24 protein-coding genes, 2 pseudogenes and 1 riboswitch are annotated in these 25,889 nt (G+C 56.7%); of the genes and pseudogenes, 4 read left to right on the top strand and 22 right to left on the bottom strand.

What is annotated here, in order from left to right; translation table 11 throughout:
• The first annotated feature begins 502 nt into the window (after positions 1-502).
• Positions 503-616 (top strand): putative holin-like toxin, encoded by a 114-nt coding sequence (locus PPOP_RS26105; RefSeq protein WP_275100803.1) that lies wholly within the window; start codon positions 503-505, stop codon positions 614-616.
• A 142-nt stretch (positions 617-758) separates the two neighbouring features.
• Here the strand turns inward: PPOP_RS26105 and PPOP_RS16970 are convergent, their stop codons facing one another.
• The 5 genes from PPOP_RS16970 to PPOP_RS16950 form a co-directional block, all read right to left on the bottom strand.
• Positions 759-1,055, bottom strand: a complete 297-nt coding sequence (locus tag PPOP_RS16970; RefSeq protein ID WP_042229636.1) for a DUF2326 domain-containing protein — start codon at positions 1,053-1,055, stop codon at positions 759-761.
• Positions 1,040-1,630, bottom strand: a complete 591-nt coding sequence (locus tag PPOP_RS16965) for an SMEK domain-containing protein (RefSeq protein ID WP_148277991.1) — start codon at positions 1,628-1,630, stop codon at positions 1,040-1,042. The genes PPOP_RS16970 and PPOP_RS16965 overlap by 16 nt, the downstream gene beginning before the upstream one ends.
• A 251-nt stretch (positions 1,631-1,881) precedes the next feature.
• A complete protein-coding gene (gene rlmD, locus PPOP_RS16960) occupies positions 1,882-3,423 on the bottom strand; it encodes a 23S rRNA (uracil(1939)-C(5))-methyltransferase RlmD (RefSeq protein WP_093471096.1) in 1,542 nt (513 codons plus the stop codon).
• Positions 3,424-3,673: 250 nt separating this feature from the next.
• Entirely contained in the window at positions 3,674-4,588 is a 915-nt protein-coding gene (locus tag PPOP_RS16955) for a diacylglycerol kinase (RefSeq protein ID WP_199898991.1), read from the bottom strand.
• 451 nt (positions 4,589-5,039) lie between these two features.
• Positions 5,040-5,330, bottom strand: coding sequence for a YerC/YecD family TrpR-related protein (locus PPOP_RS16950; RefSeq protein WP_042229634.1), 291 nt, complete (start codon positions 5,328-5,330; stop codon positions 5,040-5,042).
• Between the two features lie 299 nt (positions 5,331-5,629).
• Between PPOP_RS16950 and PPOP_RS16945 the strand changes: the two genes are divergently transcribed.
• Positions 5,630-6,268, top strand: a complete 639-nt coding sequence (locus PPOP_RS16945) for a hypothetical protein (protein ID WP_006287881.1) — start codon at positions 5,630-5,632, stop codon at positions 6,266-6,268.
• 315 nt (positions 6,269-6,583) lie between these two features.
• On the opposite strand, the gene PPOP_RS16940 is transcribed toward PPOP_RS16945, so the two are convergent.
• The 17 genes from PPOP_RS16940 to PPOP_RS16855 all read right to left on the bottom strand — a co-directional run bounded on the left by PPOP_RS16940 (position 6,584) and on the right by PPOP_RS16855 (position 24,784).
• Positions 6,584-7,585, bottom strand: coding sequence for an inorganic phosphate transporter (locus PPOP_RS16940; RefSeq protein ID WP_042229647.1), 1,002 nt, complete (start codon positions 7,583-7,585; stop codon positions 6,584-6,586).
• 97 nt (positions 7,586-7,682) lie between these two features.
• Entirely contained in the window at positions 7,683-8,294 is a 612-nt protein-coding gene (locus tag PPOP_RS16935) for a DUF47 domain-containing protein (protein ID WP_006287878.1), read from the bottom strand.
• Positions 8,295-9,096: 802 nt separating this feature from the next.
• Positions 9,097-9,333 carry a hypothetical protein gene (locus tag PPOP_RS16925; protein WP_006287877.1) on the bottom strand — a complete coding sequence of 79 codons (237 nt, stop codon included), beginning with the start codon at positions 9,331-9,333 and terminating at the stop codon, positions 9,097-9,099.
• Between the two features lie 208 nt (positions 9,334-9,541).
• Positions 9,542-10,843, bottom strand: a complete 1,302-nt coding sequence (purD, locus tag PPOP_RS16920; protein WP_006287876.1) for a phosphoribosylamine--glycine ligase — start codon at positions 10,841-10,843, stop codon at positions 9,542-9,544.
• Between the two features lie 69 nt (positions 10,844-10,912).
• Complete coding sequence (gene purH / locus PPOP_RS16915) at positions 10,913-12,460, bottom strand: bifunctional phosphoribosylaminoimidazolecarboxamide formyltransferase/IMP cyclohydrolase (RefSeq protein WP_042229630.1); 1,548 nt, start codon at positions 12,458-12,460, stop codon at positions 10,913-10,915.
• Between the two features lie 178 nt (positions 12,461-12,638).
• Positions 12,639-13,328, bottom strand: a complete 690-nt coding sequence (purN, locus tag PPOP_RS16910) for a phosphoribosylglycinamide formyltransferase (protein ID WP_006287874.1) — start codon at positions 13,326-13,328, stop codon at positions 12,639-12,641.
• Positions 13,328-14,368: a phosphoribosylformylglycinamidine cyclo-ligase gene (gene purM, locus PPOP_RS16905; RefSeq protein ID WP_042229628.1), complete on the bottom strand. Its 1,041-nt coding sequence runs from the start codon at positions 14,366-14,368 to the stop codon at positions 13,328-13,330. Before purM ends, purN begins: the two co-directional genes overlap by 1 nt.
• Before the next feature lie 141 nt (positions 14,369-14,509).
• Entirely contained in the window at positions 14,510-15,988 is a 1,479-nt protein-coding gene (gene purF / locus PPOP_RS16900; RefSeq protein ID WP_006287872.1) for an amidophosphoribosyltransferase, read from the bottom strand.
• The gene (purL, locus tag PPOP_RS16895) at positions 15,973-18,204 is read right to left on the bottom strand and encodes a phosphoribosylformylglycinamidine synthase subunit PurL (RefSeq protein ID WP_093471099.1); all 2,232 of its coding nucleotides are present in this window, start codon (positions 18,202-18,204) and stop codon (positions 15,973-15,975) included. The genes purF and purL overlap by 16 nt, the downstream gene beginning before the upstream one ends.
• 82 nt (positions 18,205-18,286) lie before the next feature.
• Positions 18,287-18,970 carry a phosphoribosylformylglycinamidine synthase subunit PurQ gene (purQ, locus tag PPOP_RS16890; protein WP_042229639.1) on the bottom strand — a complete coding sequence of 228 codons (684 nt, stop codon included), beginning with the start codon at positions 18,968-18,970 and terminating at the stop codon, positions 18,287-18,289.
• A 4-nt stretch (positions 18,971-18,974) separates the two neighbouring features.
• Entirely contained in the window at positions 18,975-19,217 is a 243-nt protein-coding gene (gene purS / locus PPOP_RS16885; RefSeq protein WP_199898990.1) for a phosphoribosylformylglycinamidine synthase subunit PurS, read from the bottom strand.
• Between the two features lie 15 nt (positions 19,218-19,232).
• Positions 19,233-20,177, bottom strand: coding sequence for a phosphoribosylaminoimidazolesuccinocarboxamide synthase (locus PPOP_RS16880; RefSeq protein WP_006287868.1), 945 nt, complete (start codon positions 20,175-20,177; stop codon positions 19,233-19,235).
• Between the two features lie 292 nt (positions 20,178-20,469).
• On the bottom strand, positions 20,470-21,771 hold the full coding sequence (gene purB / locus PPOP_RS16875; RefSeq protein WP_006287867.1) for an adenylosuccinate lyase: 1,302 nt from the start codon (positions 21,769-21,771) through the stop codon (positions 20,470-20,472).
• Positions 21,768-22,967, bottom strand: a complete 1,200-nt coding sequence (gene purK, locus PPOP_RS16870; protein ID WP_042229626.1) for a 5-(carboxyamino)imidazole ribonucleotide synthase — start codon at positions 22,965-22,967, stop codon at positions 21,768-21,770. The genes purB and purK overlap by 4 nt, the downstream gene beginning before the upstream one ends.
• A complete protein-coding gene (gene purE / locus PPOP_RS16865; RefSeq protein WP_006287865.1) occupies positions 22,964-23,458 on the bottom strand; it encodes a 5-(carboxyamino)imidazole ribonucleotide mutase in 495 nt (164 codons plus the stop codon). Before purE ends, purK begins: the two co-directional genes overlap by 4 nt.
• Positions 23,459-23,658: 200 nt before the next feature.
• Positions 23,659-23,759, bottom strand: a riboswitch (purine riboswitch).
• A gap of 199 nt (positions 23,760-23,958) precedes the next feature.
• Entirely contained in the window at positions 23,959-24,393 is a 435-nt protein-coding gene (locus PPOP_RS16860; protein ID WP_042229621.1) for a universal stress protein, read from the bottom strand.
• Positions 24,394-24,505: 112 nt separating this feature from the next.
• On the bottom strand, positions 24,506-24,784 hold the full coding sequence (locus PPOP_RS16855; protein ID WP_006287863.1) for a DUF1294 domain-containing protein: 279 nt from the start codon (positions 24,782-24,784) through the stop codon (positions 24,506-24,508).
• A gap of 426 nt (positions 24,785-25,210) precedes the next feature.
• On the opposite strand from PPOP_RS16855, the pseudogene PPOP_RS21120 reads away from it, so the two are divergent.
• A pseudogene (locus PPOP_RS21120) lies at positions 25,211-25,522 on the top strand (helix-turn-helix domain-containing protein); the annotation flags it as partial.
• Positions 25,523-25,539: 17 nt separating this feature from the next.
• A pseudogene (locus tag PPOP_RS26100) lies at positions 25,540-25,889 on the top strand (zinc ribbon domain-containing protein); the annotation flags it as partial.

Raw genomic sequence — 25,889 nt, 5'->3', positions numbered from 1 at the left:
TGGTGAGAACTTTCATTCTACACGAATCCGGCCATGGGCCCTTTGTTTTTTATTCCCAGAAGGTGTCGCACTTCATTTTACAATCCGTCAAATATTAAAGAAATTAGTGATGGTCTAGCCGGAGAATTATATACATAGGATGGATGGATTTCACGATTTAGTAATAAATAGAAATTCCAACCTTGATTGGCTACATGTCTTTCAAGGTTTCTTTTTCATGGAGTCGTGGGAAATATATTCTTACAACTCTTGTTGCTACTTTTGAATATTCACCTTTCGTTCCTCCCCAACCCACCCGCTCACTTTAGCCCCAACAGCCTCCGCAACCGCCCGGACTGGGGCATAAGTGACGCCTCCAATCAGCAGGCCCGGTTCGTCCAGTGCGTGGTTGCAATTACAAAAATTCGTCGTTTTCCGTCCCCATACATTGAAATATATGGTATGATAGACGAGCAATAGAAAGGCTTTATGGCGGTCGGCTAACTCTCCCGGAAGGGAGGTGATGCCTGTGAGCGTATATGAAGCACTATCCGTTATGTTCCAATTTGGACTTTGGATATTCGCGTTATTGACGTTTGTCGTGACGCTGCTGATATACTTGCACACAAAGAAATAGGCCGCCCAGTGGAATGGAGTGCGACCTATTTCGTAAAACTTTTCTACAGCCGACCGCTCTTAAAGCGGCTATTGCTCGGGAGTCGTGTTAGCAGCACGGCTCCTTTTTCTATTTATATCTTACCATGACGGAATTTATACGTCTAGAGGGCCTTCGTGCTTCTGTTGTTCTTCTGTGATAATGTCATCCCATAACTGTTCTGAGATAATGTCACTATGGGACAGGAGACAATCAGGAAAAGGCAAAGCATCAATGAGAGCAGACGATGCACTTGAATTAATTCAACAACAATATGGGCTTTATCAAGCAGGCTTACAGGCAACTTATCCTTCAGAATAGAAACAACCAATTGAATATTTTTTCTACTTACATAATCTGCAACCTTAATTAATTGATTATCGTGCATTAATTCTTTTTTGTCATTTAGAAGGAAGTGCAAACTCGGTATCTTTTCCTCATCAGCAAATAATATAGCTGCAAGATCAAAACATAAAATCTCACATTAGCAAGATTCTCGCTTGCAAGTATGTTTATGATGGTCGCAAGATTTGTATCTACTTTAAGTACATCAACATCATTTCCAAGTTCCTTTTTTACAAATTCAAATACCTCGCGCTGTTTGCCGATTTCCATGTTCAGTATAACATTTAATAATGTGTTTATATCCACAATGTCATCCGCAGGAGAAAAAGCAGCATTATGTGGATTAATAAAACTCAATTCCCGAAGCTTGTTTGCATCCTTAGCAATTGAAACAAAAATAAAACGGTAGCCTGAATACCTAAGAAATATATCCTTATTTAACGAGCCTTCAATTTTTTGTTTTGTACAGGTTGAAGACACTTGAGCTACAACTTTGTGGTTTACATCCACCAAATCAATGCCTTCAACATTCTGTTTAAGTATATTCAAATTGACCAACGTAAGTCCAAACAATAAATTCATCAATTTGGCAAAAAACGTTTCTGAATAAATATTTAAATCCAATAAAATAATTGAAGTATTTACTTCGATTCATTAGTCATACATACCCCTATTCAGAAATGATTTAGATACCACGTTCATTGACGATTCGACAAATCATTGGAAATTCCTCTCCCATTGAAGTTCATTAAAAAGAGCGCCTAATAAAGACGCGACGCTCCCTACACTTTACTACATGTCTACACACTCGACGTCAAAACCAAGGTCCAGCACGACCGAAACCTCGATTTTGTCCTTCGTGAAGGTCATAAAACCCGCAAAATGTTGAAAACAAAGGATTTCTACGTATCTATTCGTTGCATTCCTATTACGACCTCCACATGCGCCGTCTGCGGGAACATATCCACCGGCTGTACTTCAACCATAGTATAACCGCCATCCGCGAGCACCCGCATATCCCTTGCCAACGTTGACGGATTGCAGGAGACGTACACGATCCGTTCCGGGCGCATCGCCAGCATCGTGTCCAGCAGCGCGGGATCGCAGCCTTTGCGGGGCGGATCGACGACGATAACATCGGGGGCCAGGCCGCGCTCCTTCCACTGCGGGATAACGTCTTCGGCGGCGCCGACAGCGAATTCCGCGTTCGTGATGCCGTTCAGCTCGGCATTGCGGTGCGCATCGGCGATCGCTTCCTCCACGATTTCGACGCCGAGCACCCGCTTCGCGCGCCGCGCCAGGAACAGCGAGATCGTCCCGATACCGCAGTACGCGTCAATGACGGTCTCCTGCCCGCTGAGGCCGGCATACTCCACCGCCTTCTCGTACAGCACCTCCGTTTGCACCGGATTCACCTGGTAGAACGAGCGCGCGGATATTTTGAACGCGATATCCCCGATATCATCCGTTATATATTCCGAACCCCACAAGATGCGGGTCTTGTCGCCCATAATCACGTTCGTGCGCTTCGTGTTCATGTTCAGGCAGATGCTCGTCAGTTGCGGCAACGCTTCAACCAACTCGGCCACAATCTCCGCTTCATGCGGCAGCCCCTCTCCGTTCGTCACAAGTGTAATCATCTGCTCGTCCGTGCGGAAGCCGACGCGCATTATCACATGCCGGAGCAGGCCCGTATGCGTCTCTTCGTTGTACGGCGCGATGCCGTACTTGCGGGCAATCCGCTTCACGGCACGCATCGCCTTGTCATTCCGCTTATGCTGGAGCAGGCTTACATCCGTGTCGATAATCCGGTGGCTCGCCTTGGCGAAATAACCTCCAATCAGTTCTCCCGTCTGCGGATCAGTACCGATAGGCATCTGGCTCTTGTTGCGGTAGCGCCAAGGATATTCCATTCCGATGACAGGCAGCACCTTGATCGGTGGCTGCCCGTCCGAAACTCTGGTCTCGGCTCCATGCTCCACCTCGAACTTGCCGATCCGCTCCAGCACATCGACGACATGCTGCCGCTTCCAGCGCAGCTGCTCGCCATAGTCCAGATGCTGCAGCTGGCAGCCGCCGTACGCATTCGCCGGATGCTCCAGTTCTACGCGGTACGGGCTGTCGATGAGCCGCTCCAATACTTTGGCATAGCCGTACTGCTTCTTCACCTTCAGCACGAGCGCCCGCACCTGCTCGCCCGGCAGCGCGCCGCTGACGAACAACGTGAAGCCGTCCGCCCGGCCGACGCCTTCGCCGTCATGGGTCAGCCCGATAATATCGAGCACAACCTCATCATTTTTGCCTACTGGAGTCGAAGGCGATGCCTGTCCCGTCCAGCCACGCTTCTTTGCCGCGGCTCCCTCCGCCGCTTGCGCCCCGCCCGTTGTTTCCGTTCCCCGGCGTTTTCGGCGCTCCGTCCTGTTGCCTTGCTTCTTCCTTTTCACAACAGCATCCTCCGCTCTCTTGCTTGCTATCCCTTTATGCCAATATGATATTCTCGTTATGCCTTACGCCCATTCATATCAAAAAAAGACCTGACCCCCCCGCCTCACCGGCAGCAGGCCAAGCCCTCCAGCTTCCGCAACGCCTTACGCCCCAGCCGCCGTAGCCCCAGCGGCGCAGCATGCATGACATTTTGCAGTCTCTCCCATAACCCGCCTACACCGACCGCAGCCGACTCGCGGGAAGCCGTGCCTATCCTTGCTCTTGCCGCTCCTCCAGGATATCGGCAAATATCCGCAAATGCGATGGCAGCACCTGGAACGTCCCCGGCAGCAGTCCGCCGTATTCCCCGTCCAGATTGAGCTGCACCGTGTCCGGCGACGTGACCGCCACCCGCTTCGACTGGACGTGGATAATGAGCGGGTCCAGAATATGATCGCCCCGCAGCGCCATCCCGGCCACACGGATGAACTCCGCCAGATTGCATTTCTTCAGCATGATGACATCGAACAGGCCATCATCGATGCGCGCCCCTGGCGCCAGCTTCTCGAAGCCGCCGACTGAGTTCGTATTCGCAATCAAGAACAGCATGAATTCCTCATGGAACACGCCGTGGCCGTCCACCTCGACGCGCAGCTCCGTCGGCCGCAGGCTCGCCATCTTTTCCAAGCCCTTCATGTAGTAAGCGAGCTGCCCGATCATCGTCTTCAGCTTGCTAGGTACCTCATAAGTCAGCTCGGTCAGCGACCCGCCGCCCGCGATATTGATGAAATACGTATCATTCACCTGCCCCAGATCGATCACTCGCGTCTTCTGCCGGGTAATAATCGAGCAAGCGTCCTCCCAATGGCGGGGGATGCCCAGCGCACGGGCGAAATCATTCGTCGTGCCGAGCGGAATAATGCCGAGCGGCGGCCGTGACGGCTTGCCAGCCATACCATTGATGACTTCGTTCAGCGTACCGTCCCCGCCGACGGCGATGATCATGTCATAGCCCCGGTCGATGGCATCGGCCGCGCTGGCCGTCGCATCGCCAGCGCCATCCGTCGCATGCGCTGTCGCTTCAATGCCGGCGGCATCCAGCATATGCAGAATGTTCGGCAGCCGCTTCTTCCCTTCCTCCCGCCCGGAAGTCGGGTTATAGATTAACCTTGCTTTTTTTATCATTCCAATCGTCACCCGTTTGCATTCTATTCCCATTCCGGCGCCATGCCTGTCCGTAGCTCTCTGTTCCCGGGCACCTTCACAGATTGATTTCTTACTTGATTATACTATGGGAAATCCAACAAATCACTGTGAAATGCGCCGTCGAGCCTCATTCCCTATCCTGTAAGGGGAGCAAGTGATAGCGCAGCTGGGCTTCGCGGATAACCAATCTTATTGACATGCGTACTTCCACCAGAAATAAATAAAGGGATGACCCCAACGGCATCCACCTCTTGTGCCTCCGACTCAGCAATGCCATCCTGAATCGTCCGTTCCGGCACGCAATCTTAAAAAGAAGAAGCGATGGCACCCCTCCCGGCCACGCTGCCTGCGCCATTGCTTCATCTACCAGCTTTGCCCAAAAGCCGTCGGGAGAACCGTGGCTAATCACCAACAGGCCCGGGCGTATCGCTTAGCGCCCCAGACGTTCCAGCGACATTTTATAGCCGTCATTACCGTAGTTCAAGCAACGCTTCACGCGGGAAATCGTCGCCGTACTCGCGCCCGTCTCCGCTTCAATCTGATTATAAGTGCAGCCCTTACCCAACATCCGGGCTACCTCCAGCCGCTGGGATAAGGATTGGATTTCATTCACCGTACACAGATCATCAAAGAAAATATAGCACTCTTCAAGTGATTCCAGCGTCAAAATCGCTTCAAACAACTGGTCGATCGAATTATCATTCAATTTTTTTATTTGCAACCTTACCCACTCCCACTTTTTCGGATGTAATTTCATTGTACTGCCTTCACATCACCTTTTCAAGCGTTACCGTGTTTGTGCTTTAATGAATAAAGGTGTTAATAACAGCGCTTTCATAAAGGATTGGGCGTACACCTACGGGCGATCGTCCACACGTGTTGTTCGCCTACCACATACTGTATAGTAACCTATTCCTAATTACCATCCAAAATATGACGATTATGCCAAAGGTCATACAGCGATCTCCAGCCGTCTTTTTGAACACGCATGATGATTTTAATGAAAAAGGTCGTGATGAGATGAAAGTTCCTCACCGCAATGGGCGGCCTAGCATTCCGGAACCGGTGGAGCTAATATCGGTGCCCCGCATGCGCGGGCCCCAGGCGACGCATTCCACATCTCCCCTGGCCAGGGAACGGGCAGCCCGGAATCAGGCCCGGGCCCATCCCGCCGGCAGCCGCATGAACGCCCGCAGCCTCAACGGCCTGCCTTCTGGTTCTCCTGAAGGATATCCGGAGTTGACCGGATATACGCCTTACCCGCAAGCGCCAATCGTCCCGTTCAATGCGGTCGCCGAGACGCCGATCGACACGGCCGTTCAGCCGGAGAAAAAGCTGCTGGGCAACTTCTCCATGGGCGACCTCAACTCGATGATCGACCGCCTCGGAGGCATTGACGGCATCGTCGAAACGATGGGCAAGGTGCAGAAGATCATGAGCAGCGTCCAGCAGCTTATTCCGGTCGCCAAAATGTTCATGGGGACCCTTATGCCTGGAAAAGGAGGTGGAAAAAAGCTGAGCACTGCGGATGACGGTGACGGCGGAGCCGCACCGCGCAGACGACGAAGATATTCGAGCGGCAGTCCGCGATCGGGAAGTGGCAACCGCCGGAGATCGACGCCCCGCCGCACAGGCAACGCCTCACGGCGTACAAGGTAGCCCCCGCACCGCGAACGGCACTCGTCAAAACAGACAGGAAGCATAGCTCCAGGCAAATCGAGTAGGAGGGGGCGGCTCACCCCCGTCCTCCCACCTATGAAAGGTGGCAAGGTGGCGATGAAACACACCAGCGGATGATCGGAAGGGCATGATTTATGTCCCGAGACACTTCTCAGGGGCCTCAGCGGGAATTGGCCATCATGAAAGCCCTGAACTTCGGCTGCTCCGAAGTTCAAGGCTTTGACCCTAAAGATGACACCCATGCTGGGCGTACCATCAAAAAGCCAACTCCTCCGAGCCAGCTTTTTCCTCTTATTAGTAGAACAGAAAGTCAATCGTTTTGAGGACCAGTATCGATAATCCCGCGCAGAGCGGGATTGTGATGAACCAGGTCACAACGATGCGTCCAGCCACTCCCCATTTGACCGCCGAGAACCGCTTCGCAGAGCCTACCCCCAGAATGGCAGAGGTAATCGCATGTGTAGTGCTAATTGGCAAATGCGTAAGCGTGGCGGACATGATGACGGAAGCAGCCGACAAATCCGCGGCAAAGCCGTTGATAGGCTCGATCTTGAATATCTTCGTGCCCATCGTCTTAATAATCTTCCAGCCCCCAATCGAGGTCCCGAGCGCCATTGAGGTGGCAGCCGCGAGCTTGACCCAGGTCTGAACCTCCATCTCCTGCTGCAGACCGGCAGCGACCAGCGCGAACGTAATAATACCCATTGCCTTCTGGGCATCGTTCGTGCCGTGCGTGAACGATTGGAACGCGGCCGTAATGATCTGGCAAGTGCGGAAGCCTTTGTTCACGGAATGCGGACTGCGCCTCCCGAAAATCCATTTCAATATCGTCATGACGATGTAACCGACGACAAAGGCGATTATCGGCGAGATGATAAGTCCAAGGACAATGCTTTTGAAGCCGCTCAGATTGAGCTTGTCAGCCCCGGCTCCTGCGAATACCGCTCCGGCCAGCGCACCGATGAGCGCATGCGAGGACGAAGACGGAATCCCGAACCACCAGGTGATCAGGTTCCAGATAATCGCCGCAATAAGCGTGGCGGCAACAATCTCAAGCCCGTTGTCGAGTTGTGTCGGATCGGCGATGCTTCCCCCTATCGTCTTCGCGACCCCAGTGAAGGTTAATGCGCCGGCGAAGTTCATCGCCGCAGCGAGCAGAATGGCCACGCGCGGGGGCAAGGCCCGGGTCGAGACCGACGTGGCGATCGCATTCGCCGTGTCGTGGAAGCCATTGATGAAGTCGAACGCCAGGGCCAGGAAGATAACGATCCCGATGACCCAAAAATTGATATCCATTCCCATTTATTCACGATTGCACAGAGCCGGCAGCCGGATGCATCCGCACAATCCCCAACCTCCTTCGTACCTTGGCTCATCTATGCTACGACAGTTATCAGGAATTCCGCATGACGATCGATTCCAGCTGATTCGCCACATCCTCGCAGCTGTCGGTCGTCTGCTCCAACCGCTCATAAATGTCTTTGCGCTTAATCAGTTCTATTGGATCGGTCACATCCGCGAACAGAGCCCGGACGCCCCGTCGGTAAATATCGTCAGCCGCATTTTCAAGCTCGTTGACTCGAATGTTATGCTCACGAATAGCTAAAAGCTTCTTTTCAGACAACAAGCGGATAGCCTTCTGAATCTCGTAGGCGCTGCGCTTGATGACATCGGCGAACAATACGACGATCTCGTCCCGTTCAAGCAATTGGTACATGTCGAAACGCGAAGCGCTGGCCTCCATGCCGTCCAGAACATCATCCAGCGCCGTCGTCAGCGCCATGATGTCTTCCCGCTCAATTGGCGTAATGAACACCTTGTTAAGCTCCGTCAAAATAGTGTGGGTGTAAACGTCGCATTTGCTTTCCAGTTCCTTCATTTCCTTCGTGAACGATAAGACATCCTGCAGATTTTCTACCCCTTGTGCGAACGTTTCCGCTGCCTGAACGAGCGTATCCGCCATATTTTGCAGCGTTTCGAAAAATACGTCCCTTTTCTTGAACATTCCGCGATCTCCTTTGCAATCAATATTGCGCGTATCTAGTGCTGCATAATTTTTCAAGCCTTACATATCTTATCACATGACCCGATGGCTTTGTAAACAAATCATAAATAGAAAGGAAGCATTTGTCGAATCTTATAGCCGGAACTAGGCCTATAAATCACCCTTTTTCGACAAGTTTCACAATATTTCGAAAAATGCTTGAAAAAGGCGTTTTCATTGCAAATTTTTTAGAGCTCTCCACTTCCCCATCGAGTATAGTTTCCGCTCTTTTCCTCATCGTCATACCGACTCCGTGTTCGATTGCATTGCGAACCGGTTTTCTATCCGTTCACAGGGCGTATCCGCTGCTCCGCTTCCCTAAGCCTCTCATCCCCAACGCCGCTGAACCGGACGACGCCGGCCGGTTTCGTATTTAGATTATGCATCACATTCCAAATTAACTCCCGCCGAATGACCGCGCAGAGCCGATCTGGCTGTAAGAGGCGGAGGTCCATTTCTGATAAGCCCCCAAGACGCATTCCATGATAAAAAAGAGCGGTCCCCCGCACCTGCTCCTTTATTCGAGTTCCGATTCTCATTCACAACAATTCCTTATCATGCCGAACAAAGAGGTCTGCCCCTACCGAGCGCATTGAAACAGATACCTTATAATTCCGATTAATTTAATATGTTATTGAGGATAGTGTACTCCTGCTTCGTTCCGGTGTCAACCCGTACGGATAAGAGCACGACAAAGCCGCAGCCTACGCTTGCGCGGTGCTGCGGCTTTGTTCGGCTGACCTGCCAAGGCGAATATAGATTATCACTCGTACAGCCCATAAGAACGTTGCACCATCTGATGCGTCTCCAACGCACCGTCAGACATACCTTCATACAGATGGCCAATGCTGGCATCGAGATCATCCTCAGAGGAAGAATCAGATTTCTGGTCTGACCGATGCATCGCTTCCATGACGGAGGCTTCCTCCCGTCCTCGGGTATGCTCCTGGGATAAATACAACCGGGTCAGCGCATGACCCGGCGGATACAGATCCTTCATCAGTCGTTCCTCCCTCCATACGAAGATACGACATTAGTATGAGGATTCGAACATAAAATATTCTTCCTGCTTCAACGTTGAAAGGAACGCAGCTGTCAAAAGGAAAAACCGTAACTCCACAGCCTCAGTTAAGCGGCCAAGAGTCACGGTTCTCTCTATTGTCATACCCGGATGAAAAGCCATTGCGCAGCCGGGCACGTTCCCACGGTCAGGATGGAAAGGTTGCAGGGTCCGCCAACGTGCAGTTCGCCTTGTCGGCGATGTCGGTCCGGTAATGCATGCCGGCGAAGTCAATCTGGCGCACCGCCTCATACGCATTGGCCTTCGCCGTCGACAGATCCGGGCCTCGTCCGACGATGCCGAGCACCCGCCCGCCGTTCGTCCGCCATGTCCCGTCCTGATCGCGAACCGTGCCCGCGTGAAAGAGGAGCGCCCGCTTCGAAGCTTCCTCCAGCCCGGTAATGAGCTCGCCTTTGCGATAACTGCCCGGATAGCCTTCCGAGGCGACGATGACGCATACGGCGGCTTCGTGGCGCCATGTAAGCTCGATCTGATCCAGCGTGCCGTCAGTGCAGGCCCACAGCACGTCGAACAGGTCCGACTTCAGGCGAGGCAGAACCACTTGCGTCTCCGGGTCGCCGAAGCGGGCATTGAATTCGACCACCTTCGGCTCCCCTTCCGGCGTTATCATCAATCCGGCGAAGAGAAGGCCGCGGAACGGGCGGCCTTCCGCCGCCATCGCCCGCACCGTTGGCTTGATCACCTGTTCCACCGCCCGCGTGAACACCTCTTCCGGGAACTGCGGCAGCGGGCTGTACGTGCCCATCCCGCCGGTATTCGGTCCGGCGTCGTTGTCATACGCAGGCTTATAATCCTGGGCAGGCATACATGGCAGCACCGTTTCTCCGTCCACGAACGCCAGCACCGACATTTCCTGCCCCGGCATGAATTTCTCGATAACAACCCGGCTGCCGGATGCGCCGAACTTGCCTTCGATCATTACCTCATTCAATACCCGCTCCGCCTCTTCGACGGTCTGCACAATCGCAACGCCTTTCCCGGCGGCAAGACCGTCCGCCTTGATGACGATCGGCATCGCCTGCCCACGCACATATTGCTTCGCCACCTCCGCATCCTCAAATGCAGCATACGCGGCGGTCGGAATGCCGTAGGCGCGCAGCAGATCCTTCATGAATACCTTGCTGCCCTCGATCTCCGCCGCTTTCCGATCCGGGCCGAATACCCGGACCCCGTGCGCCTGCAGCAGATCGACGATGCCGTCCGCCAGCGGATCATCCGGGCCGACGACGACAAGATCGATGTCATGGTGGCGCACATATTTCGCAATGCCTTCATAATCGGTCATCACTAGGAAGGGAACCGTCTCCGCGACATCCTCCATCCCTGCATTGCCCGGAGCCACCAGCACCTTGCTGACCTTCGGGCTCTGCTTCAGCGCCCATGCCAGCGCATGCTCGCGCCCGCCTGAACCGATGATCAATACTTTCATGTGATGAAGTCCCCCGTTCCTGTTATCTCCGCTTCAGCCAGTTCGTTAACGCCCTGTTGCCTTCTCCTGCTAATGCTTGAAATGACGCACGCCCGTCATTACCATCGCCATGCCGTTCCGGTTCGCCACCCCAATAGACTCTTCGTCGCGCACCGAGCCGCCAGGCTGAATGACTGCCGTAATGCCAGCCGCCGCGGCAAGCTCCACCGTATCGCCCATCGGGAAAAACGCATCCGATGCCAGCACTGCCCCGCGCGCCTTCTCTCCGGCTTGCTCGATCGCGATGCGCGCCGCGCCGACGCGGTTCATCTGACCGGCGCCGATACCGACCGTCATCCCGTCCTTGACGAGAACAATCGCATTTGACTTCACATGCTTGACAACGTTCCAGCCGAACACAAGCTGATCCCACTCCTCCACCGACGGTTCCCGTTCCGTCGCCGTCTTCAAGGAAGACGGATCAAGCGTATGTACATCGATGTCCTGCGCCAGCAATCCACCCTCGACCGAAGTCAATTGGCGGGCCGCCTTGCGTTCTGACGGTGCAGACTTCGTGCCGGTACGGAGCAGGCGGATATTTTTTTTCTGCTTGAGGATGTCGAGCGCCTCTGGACTGAAATCGGGAGCGATGATGATCTCAAGGAAAATCTCATGCAGCAGCTCTGCCGTCGCGCGATCGATCGGCCGGTTCGCTGCCACGATACCGCCGAAGATCGAAGTCGGGTCCGATTTATACGCCTTGCGATAGGCTTCCTCTACCGTACTGCCGATGCCGACGCCACAAGGATTCATATGCTTCACCGCCACGACAGCTGGCTCCACGAATTCGCCTACGATGGAGAGTGCCGTATGGGCATCGTTGTAATTGTTGTACGATAGCTCCTTGCCGTGAAGCTGATCGGCCGTCGCAATGCTTACCGCGCCCGCTAGCGGCTGGCGGTAGAATGCCGCTGCCTGATGCGGGTTCTCGCCATAGCGGAGCGGTTGTGCCAGCTCATAAGTAACGGTGAGCCGCTCCGGCCATACCTCGCCGGTCTGCTTCGTCAAATAATCGGCAATAAGCGCGTCATACGCCGCCGTATGGCGGAATACCTTCGCCGCCAGACGCTTCCGCGTCGCCAGCGTTGTATCTCCTAGCTGCCGGATTTCGTCCAGCACGCCCGCATAATCTGCCGCATCGACAGCCACGGTCACATCGGCATGATTCTTCGCAGCCGAACGCAGCATCGTCGGTCCGCCGATATCTATATTCTCGATGGCCTCCTCATCGCTTGCGTTCGGCTTCGCAATCGTCTCCTGGAAAGGATACAGATTGACCACCACCAGATCGATATAGGACAAGCCGTGCTCTTCCATCTGCCGCGTATGCTCCGCGTTGCTGCGCACGGCTAGAAGGCCGCTGTGCACGGCCGGGTGCAGCGTCTTCACGCGTCCGTCCATAATTTCCGGGAAGCCGGTCACCTCTGAAATGCCGATAACCGAAACACCCTCGCGCTCCAGCAGCGACTTGGTGCCCCCCGTCGATACAAGCTCCACGCCGGCTTCCGCCAGAGCGCGGGCGAATTCGACAATCCCCGTCTTATCGGATACGCTGATTAGCGCTCTACGAATCGTCATCATGATCTCCCCCTTCACTTGAATCCCGCTGCCAAGCTATCACTTCCGCCGAGTCGATGTCACCATCTACCGTGTGTTGTCACGGTCTGTCTATCTCAGACCGGAAACGGTTCCTTGGGCCATTCTCTGTTATATCGAAAACCACTTTTCTCTGCTAGCATTGTCATGTGATATTGCATCATGCTTCGTCCTCTTGGCCGGCCCGTTGGCCGGTGTAAGGCCCGGTCAGCAGACTCCGCAGTACCTGCGGGTAGATCCGATGCTCCACCGCCTGAATCTTGGCGAGCAACGATTCAAACGTATCATCTGTGGCAATCGCCACCGCCTCCTGCCCGACAATCAGCCCCGTATCCATCCCGGCATCGACCTGATGCACGGTTACTCCCGTCACCTTCACGCCGTAATCCAGCGCCTGGCGTACCGCGTTCAGGCCCGGAAAGCTCGGGAGCAAGGAGGGATGGATATTGAGGATGCGGCCTTCATACGCTTCCAGCAACACCGGCGTAACGAGCCGTATATATCCGGCCAGGGCGATCCATTGCACGCTATGCCGGCTCAGCATCCGCAGGACGTCGCGTTCGTAATCGCCGCGGCTCTCATAGCGCTTCGGCTCGAACACCGCGGCCGGTACGCCGGCGTCGCGCGCCCGCTCCAATACGCGGGCTCCAGGCTTGTCGCACACGATCAGTGCGACCTCCCCGCCGAGCTGCCCCGCCCGCGACGCCTCCGCCAGCGCCTGGAAGTTCGAGCCCGATCCGGAGGCGAACACCGCAATGCGGGGCAGCGAGGAGGTGCGGGAGGACGGTGCGATTTCCAGCCCTGCTGTGCCGGCGTACTCCGCCTCCTGCCCTTCACATCCCGTGCGCATCAGTAACCCGCCTCCAGAATCCGAACCTGGCGCTCGCCTTCCGTGACCGTACCGATACGGTATACCGCCTCGCCCTGCTCTGCCAGGCAGGTTTCCGCCGCAGCCGCTTCGTCCGCGCTTACGGCGATAACCATGCCGATGCCCATATTGAACGTCGTGAACAGCTCCGTCCAGGTCAGGCTTCCCAGCTCGCGGCTGAGGCGGAACACTTCGGGCATCGGCCATGAGCCGCAATCGATCTGTGCCGCCGTGCCTCCCGGCAGTATGCGTGGAATATTTTCGAAGAAGCCGCCGCCCGTAATATGGGCCGCTCCCTTGATCGTAACCCGATTCATCAGCTCCAGCAGCGGACGCACATAGATGCGTGTCGGCTCAAGCAGCACATCGCCCAGCGCACGTCCGTCCGCCGTCACGCTCGCCTCTAGAGTATAGCCGGCCTCCTCTAGAAACAGCTTCCGCACGAGCGAATAGCCGTTGCTGTGGAAGCCGCTCGAAGCGAGGCCGAGCAGTACATCGCCCGGTCGGATCATCTCGCCCGTAATGAGGCGGCGCTTCTCGACGATGCCAACGCTGAAGCCGGCGATATCATACTCGCCCGGGGCGTACATCCCCGGCATCTCCGCCGTCTCGCCTCCGATGAGCGTGCAGCCCGCCAACCTACAGCCGTCGGCGATGCCGCTGATGATCGCTTCGATGCGCTCGGGCAATACCTGGCCGCAAGCCAAGTAATCGAGGAAGAACAGCGGCTCGGCCCCCTGCACGATGATGTCATTGACGCACATCGCCACCGCATCGATGCCAATCGTGTCATGCCGATCTGCCGCAAAGGCCAGCATGAGCTTCGTTCCGACACCATCGGTGCCCGAGACGAGCACAGGCTCCTCATACTTTTTCGCATCCAACCCGAACAGCGCCCCAAATCCTCCTAGACCCGACAGCACCTCCGGCCGGAATGTGCGCTGCACATGCTTTTTCATCCGCGCAACAGCTTCGTTGCCTGCCGCAATGTCGACTCCGGCTTGCTTATAAGCTTCAGACATAACGTATGCGTCTCCCCTCTCCGGTTCGTCCCGCTCCCAGGGACGCCTTCCCCCTGAAAATTTTGCGATCCGCTGGCACCCCGTCATTTCTTCTCTCCCTTGGCGTGAATGTCCCGGCAGAGGTCCCCAGCCGCCTGCACCTCAAGGCCTTACCGGCGAGCGGATGCCGCCTCCGAGCCTGCCGCGGGGCGCGCCGTACAACTCCGTCGGATAATCATCATCGAAGCAGGCCAGGCACAAGCCGCCGTTCGGCTGATCCGCATAGCTGCCGCCAATCGCCTCAATCATCCCTTCCTTCGACAGGAAGGCGAGCGAATCGGCGCCGATCAACTTTCGCATCTCCTCTTCCGTATTCCTATGAGCGAGCAGATCCTCGCTCTTCGGCGTGTCGATGCCATAGAAGCACGGATAGCGGAACGGCGGCGAGGCAATGCGCAGATGCACCTCCCGCGCCCCGGCTTCGCGCAGCATATGGACGATGCGGCACGATGTCGTTCCACGCACGATCGAATCATCAATGAGGACGACCCGCTTCCCTTCGACGACGCTCCGCACGGCGCTCAGCTTCATTTTGACACCCTGATCGCGCAGCTCCTGACTCGGTTGAATGAACGTTCTGCCGGTATATTTGCTTTTGATAAGTCCCATTTCATACGGAATCCCCGTCTTCTCCGCGTAGCCGATCGCCGCCGATATGCTCGAATCGGGCACGCCCGTCACGATATCCGCCTCGACGAACGCCTCCGCCGCTAGCTTCCTCCCCATATGCTTGCGGGCCGTATGCAGATTCGCCTCATGCAGTTGGCTGTCCGGTCGCGAGAAATAGATCAATTCCATCGCGCACAGCGAACGCTTCGCCCTCGGCGCGAACCGTTCCGATCGGTCGCCCCATGCATCGACGACAACCAGCTCACCCGGTTCCAAGTGGCGGATCAACTCCGCTCCAACCGCCTCCAGGGCGCATGTCTCGGAGGCGAATACATAAGCATCGACCAAGCGGCCCATCGCAATCGGACGCAGCCCGTGCGGATCGGATGCCGCCAGCAGCCGGTCATTGGTCATCAGCAGGAAGGCGAAGCCTCCGACCAGCTCCCTCAGCCCTTCCTTCGCGGCCTGCACGAAATCTTGCCCCGAGCGGGCGATCAGATGCGCGATAACCTCGGTATCGCTCGATGTCTGAAAGATGGATCCCTTCTGCTCTAGCCTATGGCGAATATGCGGCGCGTTGGTGATATTGCCGTTCGTCGCGACCGCCAGCTCGCCGTCCCGCGTCTTGAAGACGAGTGGCTGCGCGTTTGCCAGCCGGCTGTCGCCGGACGTCGAGTAGCGGACATGGCCGATCGCCCGATCGCCCTCCAACTCCGCGATTCGATCGGCATCGAATACTTCCTTCACCAGTCCCATTCCACGGTGATAACGGAACGAGTCGCCGCCGGAGACGCAGATGCCCGCGCTCTCCTCTCCTCGGTGCTGTAGCGTGTGCAGCCCGTAGTACGCCAGCGTCGACGCGTCCTTGCAGCCGAATATGCCGAATATGCCGCATTCCTCTTTCAATCGGTCGAACGGGCCTTCCCGGCCGCTGCCCTCGTTATAATAAGCCCCGCTTACTGCATAAGACATGGGATCGTATCCTTCCATACCCGCTCCGCTTCCCGGTGCGGGAGATCGATAGCCGGATTGCCATTGACCCGAATGACGATCTGCCCGCCGCCGACCCGGCCCACACCTTCGACAGGAATGCCCGCTTCCGTGCAGCGCGCCTTCACCTCTTCGGCCCGCTCCGGCTGGACCGAGAGCAGAATACGCGATTGGCTCTCGCTGAACAGTGCAATGTCACTCCGCAGACCGACTGCATCCAGCTCTAAGCTCGCGCCGATGCCGCCGCTGATACAACATTCCGAGAAGGCCGCAGCCAGTCCGCCGTCCGATACGTCATGCGCCGACTGCACGAGGCCGTCCTGAATGAGCGCCAGCACCATCCGCTGCAGGCGCAGCTCGGTCTCGAGATCGACCTCTGGTGGACAGCCTTCCGCCGCGCCATGGACGACCGATTGGAACTCGCTGCCGCCCAGCTCCGCCTTCGTCCGGCCCAGCAGCAGCACGGCATCGCCTTCCCGCTTGAAGCCTTGCGTCGTCAGATGAGCCGCGTCATGCACGAGTCCGACCATGCCGACGACCGGCGTCGGGTAGATCGATCCGTGCGCATTTTCGTTATAAAGACTGACATTGCCGCCGATGACCGGCGTATTCAGCACCCGGCACGCTTCGGCCATGCCGTCGACCGCCTGCTCCATCTGCCAGAAGTTCTCCGCCATCTCCGGATTGCCGAAGTTCAGGTTGTCGGTAATGGCAAGCGGCTCGGCCCCCGAACATACGATATTGCGCGCCGCCTCGCACACTGCGATTCGCCCGCCCATGAGCGGATCGAGCATCACATAGCGGCCGTTGCCGTCCGTCGTCAGCGCGATCGCCTTGCGCGTCCCGCGTACAAGCACGACCGCAGCGTCCGAGCCCGGCGGGACCGCCGTACTGGCACGCACCATACTGTCATATTGGCGGTAGACCCATTCCTTGCTGGCGACGGACGGAGAGGCCAGCACTTGCAGCACTGCCGCATTGACATCCGTCACCTCCGGATATGCGGTCGTGTCGATCGGCGGGTTGGCCGCATCGCTCGCCGTTGCCTGCGACGGCTTGTGATAGACGGGACTTTCATCGACGAGGCCCCGCACCGGCATATCGGCGACCACTTCGCCGTCGAACAGCAGGCGCAGGCGGCCGTCGGCCGTCACGCGCCCGACTTTGCGGCAGGTAACGCCCCAGCGCTCGAATATTTCCATCGCGATCGGCTCATTCTGCTCCTCGATGACGAATAACATCCGCTCCTGCGATTCGGACAACATCATCTCATACGGAGTCATGCCCGTCTCCCGCTGCGACACCTCGTCAAGCACCAGCTCCAGCCCGTTGCCCGCCTTGCTCGCCATCTCGGCGCTGGAGCAGGTCAGTCCCGCTGCACCCATATCCTGAATCCCGATCACGATGCCAGACCGAATCAGCTCCAGACAGGATTCCATCACCAGCTTTCCCATGAACGGATCGCCAACCTGGACCGCCGGCCGCTTCGCTTCCGACTCGGCCGTCAGTTCCTCCGAAGCGAACGTCGCGCCATGAATTCCGTCGCGTCCCGTCGGAGGACCGACATAATAGACCGGGTTACCGACGCCGCTGGCGACGCCCCTCTGAATATCCTCATGATTGATCAGGCCGACGCACATTGCATTGACAAGCGGATTGCCGGCATAGCTGTCGTCGAATACGACCTCGCCCCCAACCGTTGGGATGCCGATACAGTTGCCATAGTCGGCGATACCCGCGACGACATGCTCGAACAAATATTTGACCCGCTCCTCCTTCAGGCTGCCGAAGCGAAGCGAATTAAGCAAGGCCACCGGCCGGGCCCCCATCGAGACAATGTCGCGGATAATCCCGCCCACGCCCGTCGCCGCGCCTTGGTACGGCTCGATGGCGGACGGATGGTTGTGGCTTTCGATTTTGAATACGACCGCCTGGCCGTCGCCGATATCGACGATGCCCGCACCTTCGCCCGGACCGATGAGCACCCGCTTGCCCGTCGTCGGGAACCGCTTCAGAAGCGGCTTCGAATTTTTGTATGCGCAGTGCTCTGACCACATGACGCTGAACACGCCGATCTCGGTATAGTTCGGACGGCGTCCGAGCAGTCCGCAGATGAGCTCGTACTCGTCATCCGTGACGCCCATTCCCGCATACAGCCGATCAACCGCAATCTGATCTGGAGAGGGCTCCCGCCGCATATTGTCGCGGGCGATCTCTATCGACTGCCGCTTCTGGCGCGCTTCCTGTTCTGCCCATTCCGTCGATACGTCGGCCATATGGTTACGCGTTGACTGCATGCTTCTCCCTCCAAGCGTTCAAAATCGACGTGAACAGCCGGCTGCCGTCCTCGGAACCGAGCCAGCCGCTGACCGCTCGCTCCGGATGGGGCATCATGCCGAGCACATTGCCCGCTTCATTGCAGATGCCCGCAATATCCTCGACCGAGCCGTTTGGATTGTCTTCGTAGGTGAACACGATTTGCCCCCGCTCCTTCAAGCGGCGCAAGGTCTCTTCGTCACAATAATAATTGCCTTCTCCATGGGCAATCGGGATATTGACCACTTCCTCCTCGCCATATGCCGCCGTAAACGGCGTATCGCGGCGGGCGACCCGAATCGGAGCCGCCTGGCAGCGGAACTGGAGGCTGCCATTGCGCCGCAGGGTGCCTGGCAGCAGCCCCGCCTCCGCTAGAATCTGGAAGCCGTTGCAGATGCCAAGCACATAGACGCCCTCCCTCACGGCTTGCTCGACCGCCTTCATCACCGGTGCGAAGCGGGCGATGGCACCGCATCGCAAATAATCGCCGTAAGAGAAGCCGCCCGGCACGATGATCAGATCGTAGTCGGCCAGGTCCGTCGCCGTATGCCAGACGCGGTCCGCCTCGACCCCCATCGCAGCCTGGATCGCATGCATGCAATCCATATCACAGTTCGATCCCGGAAAAACAAGCACAGCCACCTTCATCACTCTAGGCCTCCAATTCGTAACGGTAATCTTCCACGACCGGATTGGACAGCAGCATCTTGCACATCTGCTCGACCTGTTCCTTCGCTTCAGACTCCGTCGCCACCGCCAGCTCGAATTCCATATACTTGCCGATGCGCACATGCTTCACGCCTTCGTACCCGATCGAATGCATTGCCCGCTCCACCGCGGTGCCCTGCGGGTCATGCACGTTCGCCTTTGTCGTTACCATCACTTTTACCTTCACTGTGAATTCCTCCCGTTACGCCCATCTCTGTGTGGTTATTCGTTCATATAAAGCGATATAACGTCCTCGTGCAGCCTCGACGACCTCTGCCGGCAGCGGCGGCGGCGCGCTGCTCCCATCCCAGTCGGAAGCGGCCAGGTAGTGGCGGATCGGTTCCTTGTCGAGACTGTCGATATCCGTATCGAGCGCATAGCTGCCGACGTCCCAGAAGCGGGAGCTGTCCGGCGTGAACAATTCGTCGATCAGCACCAACTGGCCGTCAATCAGGCCGAATTCGAATTTGCAGTCGGCGAGCAGTAGCCCTTTGCCCGCGCATTCCTCCGCCGCGAATCGATACAGCCGGAGACTCGCGTCCCGCAGCCGACCGGCTAGATCCGGCCCAATCTGCGACTCCATCACTTCATAAGAGACATCTTCGTCATGGCCTTCATCATGCTTGCGCGCCGGCGTAAATATCGGTTCAGGCAGGCGCTCGTTCATGTGCAGACCTCCCGGAAGCTTGATGCCGTTCACTTCTCCGGTCGTGATATACTGCCGCCAGCCTCCGCCGGTGATATAGCCGCGGACGACGCATTCGAAGTCCACGCGCTGCGCCCGCTTAGCGAGCGTCATTCGTTCAGATAACAGGGATACTAGAGATGAGATGCGTTGATGAGGTTCCGGTTCGTTCTCGAGCCGGGCGGACAATGCCGTCCGCAAGCATTCCTCGTCCCAAGGAATGACATGATTGCCGATAATATGCCTCGTCCGTTCGAACCAGTAGCGGCTCAACCGGTTCAGCACCGTCCCTTTGTCCGGCACGGCCGGATCAAGGACGCGATCGAAGGCCGAGATGCGGTCCGATACGACAATCAAGAGCGTATCGGCGTCCCATTCATACAGCTCCCTCACCTTGCCTCGGTGAAGCAGCGGGAACGGAATTGCACCTGCCAGCGTTGATACGATACAGTTGGTAGACATGCCTGTGCTCCTTTCGATTTCTCCGAAGCTGAAGCGGTCTTGCTTACCCTCCCGTTGGTTGCTCCCGCTGTGGCAGACGGTTCCCCGAAGACAGGAGGGCAGGGAACCGGCCGCCGCATTCGGCCCCTTGGGGATGGGGCCTGCGCGAGCCGCTTATCCGCCGCATACAGGGGACGGCGGACAAGCATGATCTTGCATGTATGAAATTTGCATGTATTGACCTTGAATGGATTGAACTTGCACTTTATGGACTTGCCTCAATATGGAATCGCCACTAAAAGCGACAATCAGCCTAACCTTCCAGCAATCCAAGCTGGCGGAAAATCGTATCGACATGCTTCAAGTGCCAGGACGGGTGGAATGCGTCCTCGATGTCCTCCGCGCTCAGCACCGCCGTAATCTCCGGCGTGCTCTCGATGATGTCGCGGAAGCTGCGCTGCTCTTCCCACGCCTGCATCGCCTGCGGCTGTACCGTGTCGTATGCCTGCTCGCGGCTCCAGCCCCGGTCGATAAGCTTCGTCATGACGCGGCCGGAGAACGGCACGCCGTACGTACGCTGCATGTTGCGCTTCATATTTTCCGGGAATACCGTCAAATTGTTCACGGTGTTCATGAAGCGGTTCAGCATATAGTTCAGCAGCATCGTGCCGTCCGGCAAAATAATGCGCTCGACCGAACTGTGCGAGATGTCGCGCTCATGCCAGAGCGGCACATTCTCGTATGCAGACAGCATGTAGCCGCGGAGGACACGCGACAGGCCGGAAATGTTCTCGCAGCCGATCGGGTTGCGCTTGTGCGGCATCGCGGATGAGCCCTTCTGCCCTTTGGCGAATGCTTCCTCCACCTCGCGGATCTCGCTCTTCTGCAGCGCGCGAATCTCGGTCGCGAACTTGTCAAGCGACGTCGCGATCAGCGCCAGCGTCGCCATATACTCGGCGTGGCGGTCGCGTTGCAGCGTCTGGGTCGAGATCGGCGCCGGCTTCGTGCCGATCTTCTCGCAGACGAATTTCTCCACAAACGGGTCGATGTTGGCATAGGTGCCGACCGCCCCGGAGATTTTCCCGTACTGCACGCCGTCTGCCGCATCGCGGAATCGCTCCAGGTTGCGCTGCATTTCCGCGTACCAGAGCGCCATCTTCAAGCCGAACGTCGTCGGCTCCGCATGGACGCCATGGGTGCGGCCCATCATCGGCGTATCCTTGTATTCCAGGGCCTTGTCCTTCAATATATCAATGAACCGGAGCAGATCCTGCTCCAAAATCTCGTTGGCCTGCTTCATCAGGTAGCCCAAAGCCGTGTCCACGACGTCAGTGGAGGTCAGACCGTAATGGACCCATTTGCGCTCGGGTCCGAGTGTCTCCGATACGGAGCGCGTGAAGGCGATGACATCGTGGCGCGTCTCCGCTTCAATCTCATAGATCCGGTCGGTATCAAAGCTCGCCTTGGCGCGCAGCGTCTCGACATCCTCCTTCGGAATGACGCCCAGCTCGGCCCATGCCTCGCAGGCGCACAGCTCCACTTCGAGCCAAGCCTTGAATCTATTCTCTTCCGTCCATATAGCCCGCATCTCCGGGCGTGAGTAACGTTCAATCATCGTCTCGTATTCCTCCACATGTGCGATTGTCTCATCCAGGCGAGCGCCGCTTCCGTGTCCGGAGCCACGATATTGACATGCCCCATCTTCCGCTGTGGCCTCGCTTCCGACTTCCCGTACCAGTGCAGCTTCGGCGTCACGCCGAAGCGCTCGGCAGCCGGGTCGTCCATTCGGAACCATTGTACCATGTCCGCCGCGTCTTCGCCGAGCAGGTTGGCCATGACGACCGGAGACACAAGCTCGGTCGGTCCGAGCGGCAGGTTACAGATGGCCCGCAGATGCTGCTCGAACTGGGAGGTGCGGCACGCATCCATGGTGTAATGCCCGGAATTATGCGGGCGCGGCGCCAACTCGTTCACGAGCAAGTGTCCATCTGCGGTCAGGAACATCTCGACCCCGATCAGGCCGACGACGTCGAGCGCCTCCGCGATGCGACGGGCCAGCTGTCCGGCTTCCGCCTGCACGCCGGCTGGAATGCGCGCCGGGACGATGGACAGGTGGAGGATATGCTCCCGGTGAATATTCTCCGCCGCCGGGAAGACGGAGATCTCGCCGCGCGGGCTGCGGGCGGCGATCACGGACAGCTCGCGCTCGAACGGCACGAACGCCTCGAGCACCAACTCCGGGGCTAGCGCCAACAGAGCGGCATAGGCTACCTCCACTTCGCCCTCCTGGCGAAGCGTGCGCTGGCCCTTGCCGTCATAGCCGCCGGTGGCCGTCTTCAGCACACCAGTGCCGCCAAACGCCTGCAGCGCACGGCGCACCTCGCCGGCCGAAGCGACCGCCACGCACGGGGCGACGGGAATACCGGCGGCCTGCAGCGCTTCCTTCTCGCGCAGGCGATGCTGTGCCAGGCGAAGCAGGCGGCTGCCCTGCGGCACGGGAGCGGCACGCTCCAGCCGCTCGACGGCGGCGGCGTCCACGTTCTCGAACTCATACGTGATGACGTCCGAGCGCGCCGCCAGCTCCGCCAGCCCCTCCTCATCGCCGTAATCGGCGCAGATGAGGTCGGCCACCGCGGCGCATGGCGCGTCCGCCGCCGGGTCAAGCGCGACGAAGCGGTAGCCGAGGCGCACGCCGTCCAGCGCCAGCATGCGGCCGAGCTGACCACCGCCGAGGACGCCTACCGTCGCGCCAGGCGCCAGCACCGGCGCCTCCATCCCCGACCGCATGCGGCCGTCCGCAGGGGCCCTCATGCGAGGTCCCCCGCAGCCTGCACCTGCTGCCGCACCGATTCCCTGCGCGCTTCCACCTGCGCGCGCAGCGTCTCATCGTGCATGCCAAGCATCTGCACGGCCAGGAGCCCGGCGTTCGTCGCTCCCGCCGGTCCGATCGCCACCGTCGCCACGGGTACGCCGGCCGGCATCTGCACGATGGACAGAAGCGAGTCCATCCCGTTCAACTGCGAGGATCGCACCGGCACGCCGATGACTGGCAGCACCGTCTTCGCGGCGACCATGCCCGGCAGATGGGCAGCCCCGCCCGCGCCCGCGATAATGACACGAAGCCCGCGCTCCACCGCCGTCGCCGCATAGCGGAACATCTCGTCCGGCGTCCGGTGGGCCGAGACGACCTTGCTCTCGAACGGAACGTTGAATTCCTCCAGCACCTCGCTCGCGAGCCGCATCGTCTCCCAATCGGACGTGCTTCCCATAATGACGCCTACCAGCACGTTGTCCCTGTCCATCGTTGTGCACCTGCTTTCATCCTGTTTTTTATCCCGGCTTCCGGCTCATTCCCGTCTCGTACATACAAAAAAATCAGCGGATGGCTACCCCCTGATCGCAATCTCTGAACCCAAGAATGAGGAGCCCCGGCTGCAAAAGAAGCCATGTCCGTCCTTCCGCCTCCTGATGACAGGCAGCAACAAACAGACCTGCGGCACATCCGTCCGGTCTTCATTCTCGTAGTCCAAAGATTTACGGTCCTTGGGTAGAAACTTCCGGCCATATTCCCGGAATTATACGAGTTCAAAAAGATGAAATTATTTCGATTGCAGTTCAAAATTGTTCGTTAATGACTTAACCAAATTCAGTTTAACAAGGGATGGTAGCTATGTCAAGGGTTAAAATACGAATATAATTTATATAAAATATCATATTCGTTCGTATTTAGACCATTGTGCCTGACTGATGAAAAGAACCGGCGTCTGCATATGCATCTGCCGGTTCTTCCCAAGGGTTTATATTATTTCATGACGAGGACAGGCCCCTTCGCATGCTGCACGACATGGTGGCTGACGCTGCCGAGCACGAATTCCTTGAATCCGCTCAGCCCGCGGCTGCCGATAACGACCAGATCACAGCCGAACTCCTCGGCTTCTGTGACGATGGATTGCCCCGGAGGACCCTGCAGCAGCTTCACCTTCGCCCGATCGCCAAGCAGCGCCACCTGCTGCTCCGCATCGTTCTGCGTCTGCTCGGCGTACTGGTACAGCTCCTCATTCGTCTCGGCGGTCGCCGTCGCATACACGGTTCCAATGAAATATTGCGGGAACTGGAGTACATGCACAACGCGAAGCTTCGCTTCTGCATTATTCTCCGCCAGACTGATGGCATGGCGCAAAGCCTTCTTCGATGGCTCCGATCCGTCATAAGCGACAAGAATACGATTGAATACCATACATTCCACCACGCTTTCTTTATAGTCAACGCTATGTAATAAGAGTATCGCATTGCCAAGAGGGTCCACATCGTGTTCCTTAACCAACGCCTGCGGAACAGATACTCCTCTATTACCCGATTTTGATACAAATAAAACCGAACACCACAATATTCACGATAAGGATGAATGGGATTCCCGCCGTAAACGATACATGCTGCGTCTTGTGCCGCTGGTTGTACATCCCGCTCAGCACGCCCAGAGCGCCTCCCAGCCAGGCGGCAAGGAACAGCCTCCGCTCAGGAATGCGCCGGCGGTGTCGGATTGCCCGGCGCTTGTCTACGGCCATCATCTGGTAGCCTGCGATATTAACAGCCAGCAAATACAGAAATACTAGCATCGTCCCGTCCATAGATGAAGAACCCTCCTTTCCCTACAAATATTATACAACTGGACGCTGATGGTGGCTACTGTGCAGAATAAGCCCGCAGCCGTATCCAGTCGGAGCTTCGCTCCATCAAGAAGGGGGGACGATTTCCGCAAGGAACACCTTACGCTGCTTTACTTGCCCCCGTTGTATTCCATGATGTTATGAATTAGCCGAGAACACTCGTGACTTCAGTCATGAGATGAATCGGTCTCGGACAAGAGATAGCTACTTGCTATCTCGATTGTCCGACTGTTCGAGTGCGTATTGAATGAGATAAATGATAGTTTGGGTACGAGTGGTAAACCCCTTCTTTTCTTTAAACTCGTCAATTCGCTTTAATCATTCTTTCGGATAACGCATGTTTACGACTTGTGACATAGATAAGCACTTCCTTTGTATTAAAATGATATGCAAAATAACGATAGGGAACAAGAAATCTTAATTGCAAAAACAATCGGCTGCTCACGTTTTGTATTCAATTATTTTTTAGCACAATGGAATGATACTTACAAAAACACAGGCAAAGGACTAACATACAATATTTGTTCGAGTCGACTAACACAATTGAAAAAGGTTAGTATGGCTAAAAGAAGTGGACAGTATCTCCTTGCAGTCAAGGTCCAGTCCTATACAACGAAACATACAAACGGAAATATTGCGATTAACGGAAACAAAATCAAATTCCCTAAACTTGGACTTGTTCGTGTTGTGAATACCAAAACAAGGAAGTTAAAAGCCTTACCTTGCGAAAATGGAAGTGTCCTTCTTGCCATAGCAAATGGGATAGGGATGTAAATGCAAGTTTGAATATTCTTGCCGAAGGCAAAAGACTACTATTCATCCTTCGGTATTTGGCGCTTGTCATTACGATTATGCTGCCAAGGATATCCTGCCATATAGCCAATAGTAGGATCGGTTGGCTGGAAATCCCCCTATTCTCAGCTTGGGCCGGGAAGCAACAGAATCGCTGTATATTATTACCGAATACCTCTGCGTTCTCTCCCCATATAGAAAAAAACCACCGACGAAAGTCAGTGGTCTCTGTCTGCTTGGCAGCGTCCTACTCTCCCAGGACCCTGCGGTCCAA

This window comes from Paenibacillus popilliae ATCC 14706, assembly GCF_000315235.1.
Taxonomy (GTDB): domain Bacteria; phylum Bacillota; class Bacilli; order Paenibacillales; family Paenibacillaceae; genus Paenibacillus_B; species Paenibacillus_B popilliae.
This window is presented reverse-complemented; position numbering and strand designations above follow the sequence as displayed.

What these genes read in the sequence shown, in the direction of transcription:
- purQ (WP_042229639.1), bottom strand. Translation starts at nt 18,970, where the DNA reads ATGAAGGTGGCTGTGCTTGTTTTTCCGGGATCGAACTGTGATATGGAT.
- PPOP_RS16860 (WP_042229621.1), bottom strand. Translation starts at nt 24,393, where the DNA reads ATGGTATTCAATCGTATTCTTGTCGCTTATGACGGATCGGAGCCATCG.
- PPOP_RS16955 (WP_199898991.1), bottom strand. Translation starts at nt 4,588, where the DNA reads ATGATAAAAAAAGCAAGGTTAATCTATAACCCGACTTCCGGGCGGGAG.
- PPOP_RS16855 (WP_006287863.1), bottom strand. Translation starts at nt 24,784, where the DNA reads ATGGACGGGACGATGCTAGTATTTCTGTATTTGCTGGCTGTTAATATC.
- PPOP_RS26105 (WP_275100803.1), top strand. Translation starts at nt 503, where the DNA reads ATGCCTGTGAGCGTATATGAAGCACTATCCGTTATGTTCCAATTTGGA.
- purL (WP_093471099.1), bottom strand. Translation starts at nt 18,204, where the DNA reads ATGCGGCGGGAGCCCTCTCCAGATCAGATTGCGGTTGATCGGCTGTAT.
- PPOP_RS16940 (WP_042229647.1), bottom strand. Translation starts at nt 7,585, where the DNA reads ATGGATATCAATTTTTGGGTCATCGGGATCGTTATCTTCCTGGCCCTG.
- purD (WP_006287876.1), bottom strand. Translation starts at nt 10,843, where the DNA reads ATGAAAGTATTGATCATCGGTTCAGGCGGGCGCGAGCATGCGCTGGCA.
- PPOP_RS16925 (WP_006287877.1), bottom strand. Translation starts at nt 9,333, where the DNA reads ATGAAGGATCTGTATCCGCCGGGTCATGCGCTGACCCGGTTGTATTTA.
- purB (WP_006287867.1), bottom strand. Translation starts at nt 21,771, where the DNA reads ATGATTGAACGTTACTCACGCCCGGAGATGCGGGCTATATGGACGGAA.
- PPOP_RS16935 (WP_006287878.1), bottom strand. Translation starts at nt 8,294, where the DNA reads ATGTTCAAGAAAAGGGACGTATTTTTCGAAACGCTGCAAAATATGGCG.
- purK (WP_042229626.1), bottom strand. Translation starts at nt 22,967, where the DNA reads ATGAGGGCCCCTGCGGACGGCCGCATGCGGTCGGGGATGGAGGCGCCG.
- PPOP_RS16945 (WP_006287881.1), top strand. Translation starts at nt 5,630, where the DNA reads ATGAAAGTTCCTCACCGCAATGGGCGGCCTAGCATTCCGGAACCGGTG.
- purN (WP_006287874.1), bottom strand. Translation starts at nt 13,328, where the DNA reads ATGCGCACGGGATGTGAAGGGCAGGAGGCGGAGTACGCCGGCACAGCA.
- purH (WP_042229630.1), bottom strand. Translation starts at nt 12,460, where the DNA reads ATGACGATTCGTAGAGCGCTAATCAGCGTATCCGATAAGACGGGGATT.
- purF (WP_006287872.1), bottom strand. Translation starts at nt 15,988, where the DNA reads ATGTCTTATGCAGTAAGCGGGGCTTATTATAACGAGGGCAGCGGCCGG.
- purE (WP_006287865.1), bottom strand. Translation starts at nt 23,458, where the DNA reads ATGGACAGGGACAACGTGCTGGTAGGCGTCATTATGGGAAGCACGTCC.
- PPOP_RS16880 (WP_006287868.1), bottom strand. Translation starts at nt 20,177, where the DNA reads ATGTCTACCAACTGTATCGTATCAACGCTGGCAGGTGCAATTCCGTTC.
- purM (WP_042229628.1), bottom strand. Translation starts at nt 14,368, where the DNA reads ATGTCTGAAGCTTATAAGCAAGCCGGAGTCGACATTGCGGCAGGCAAC.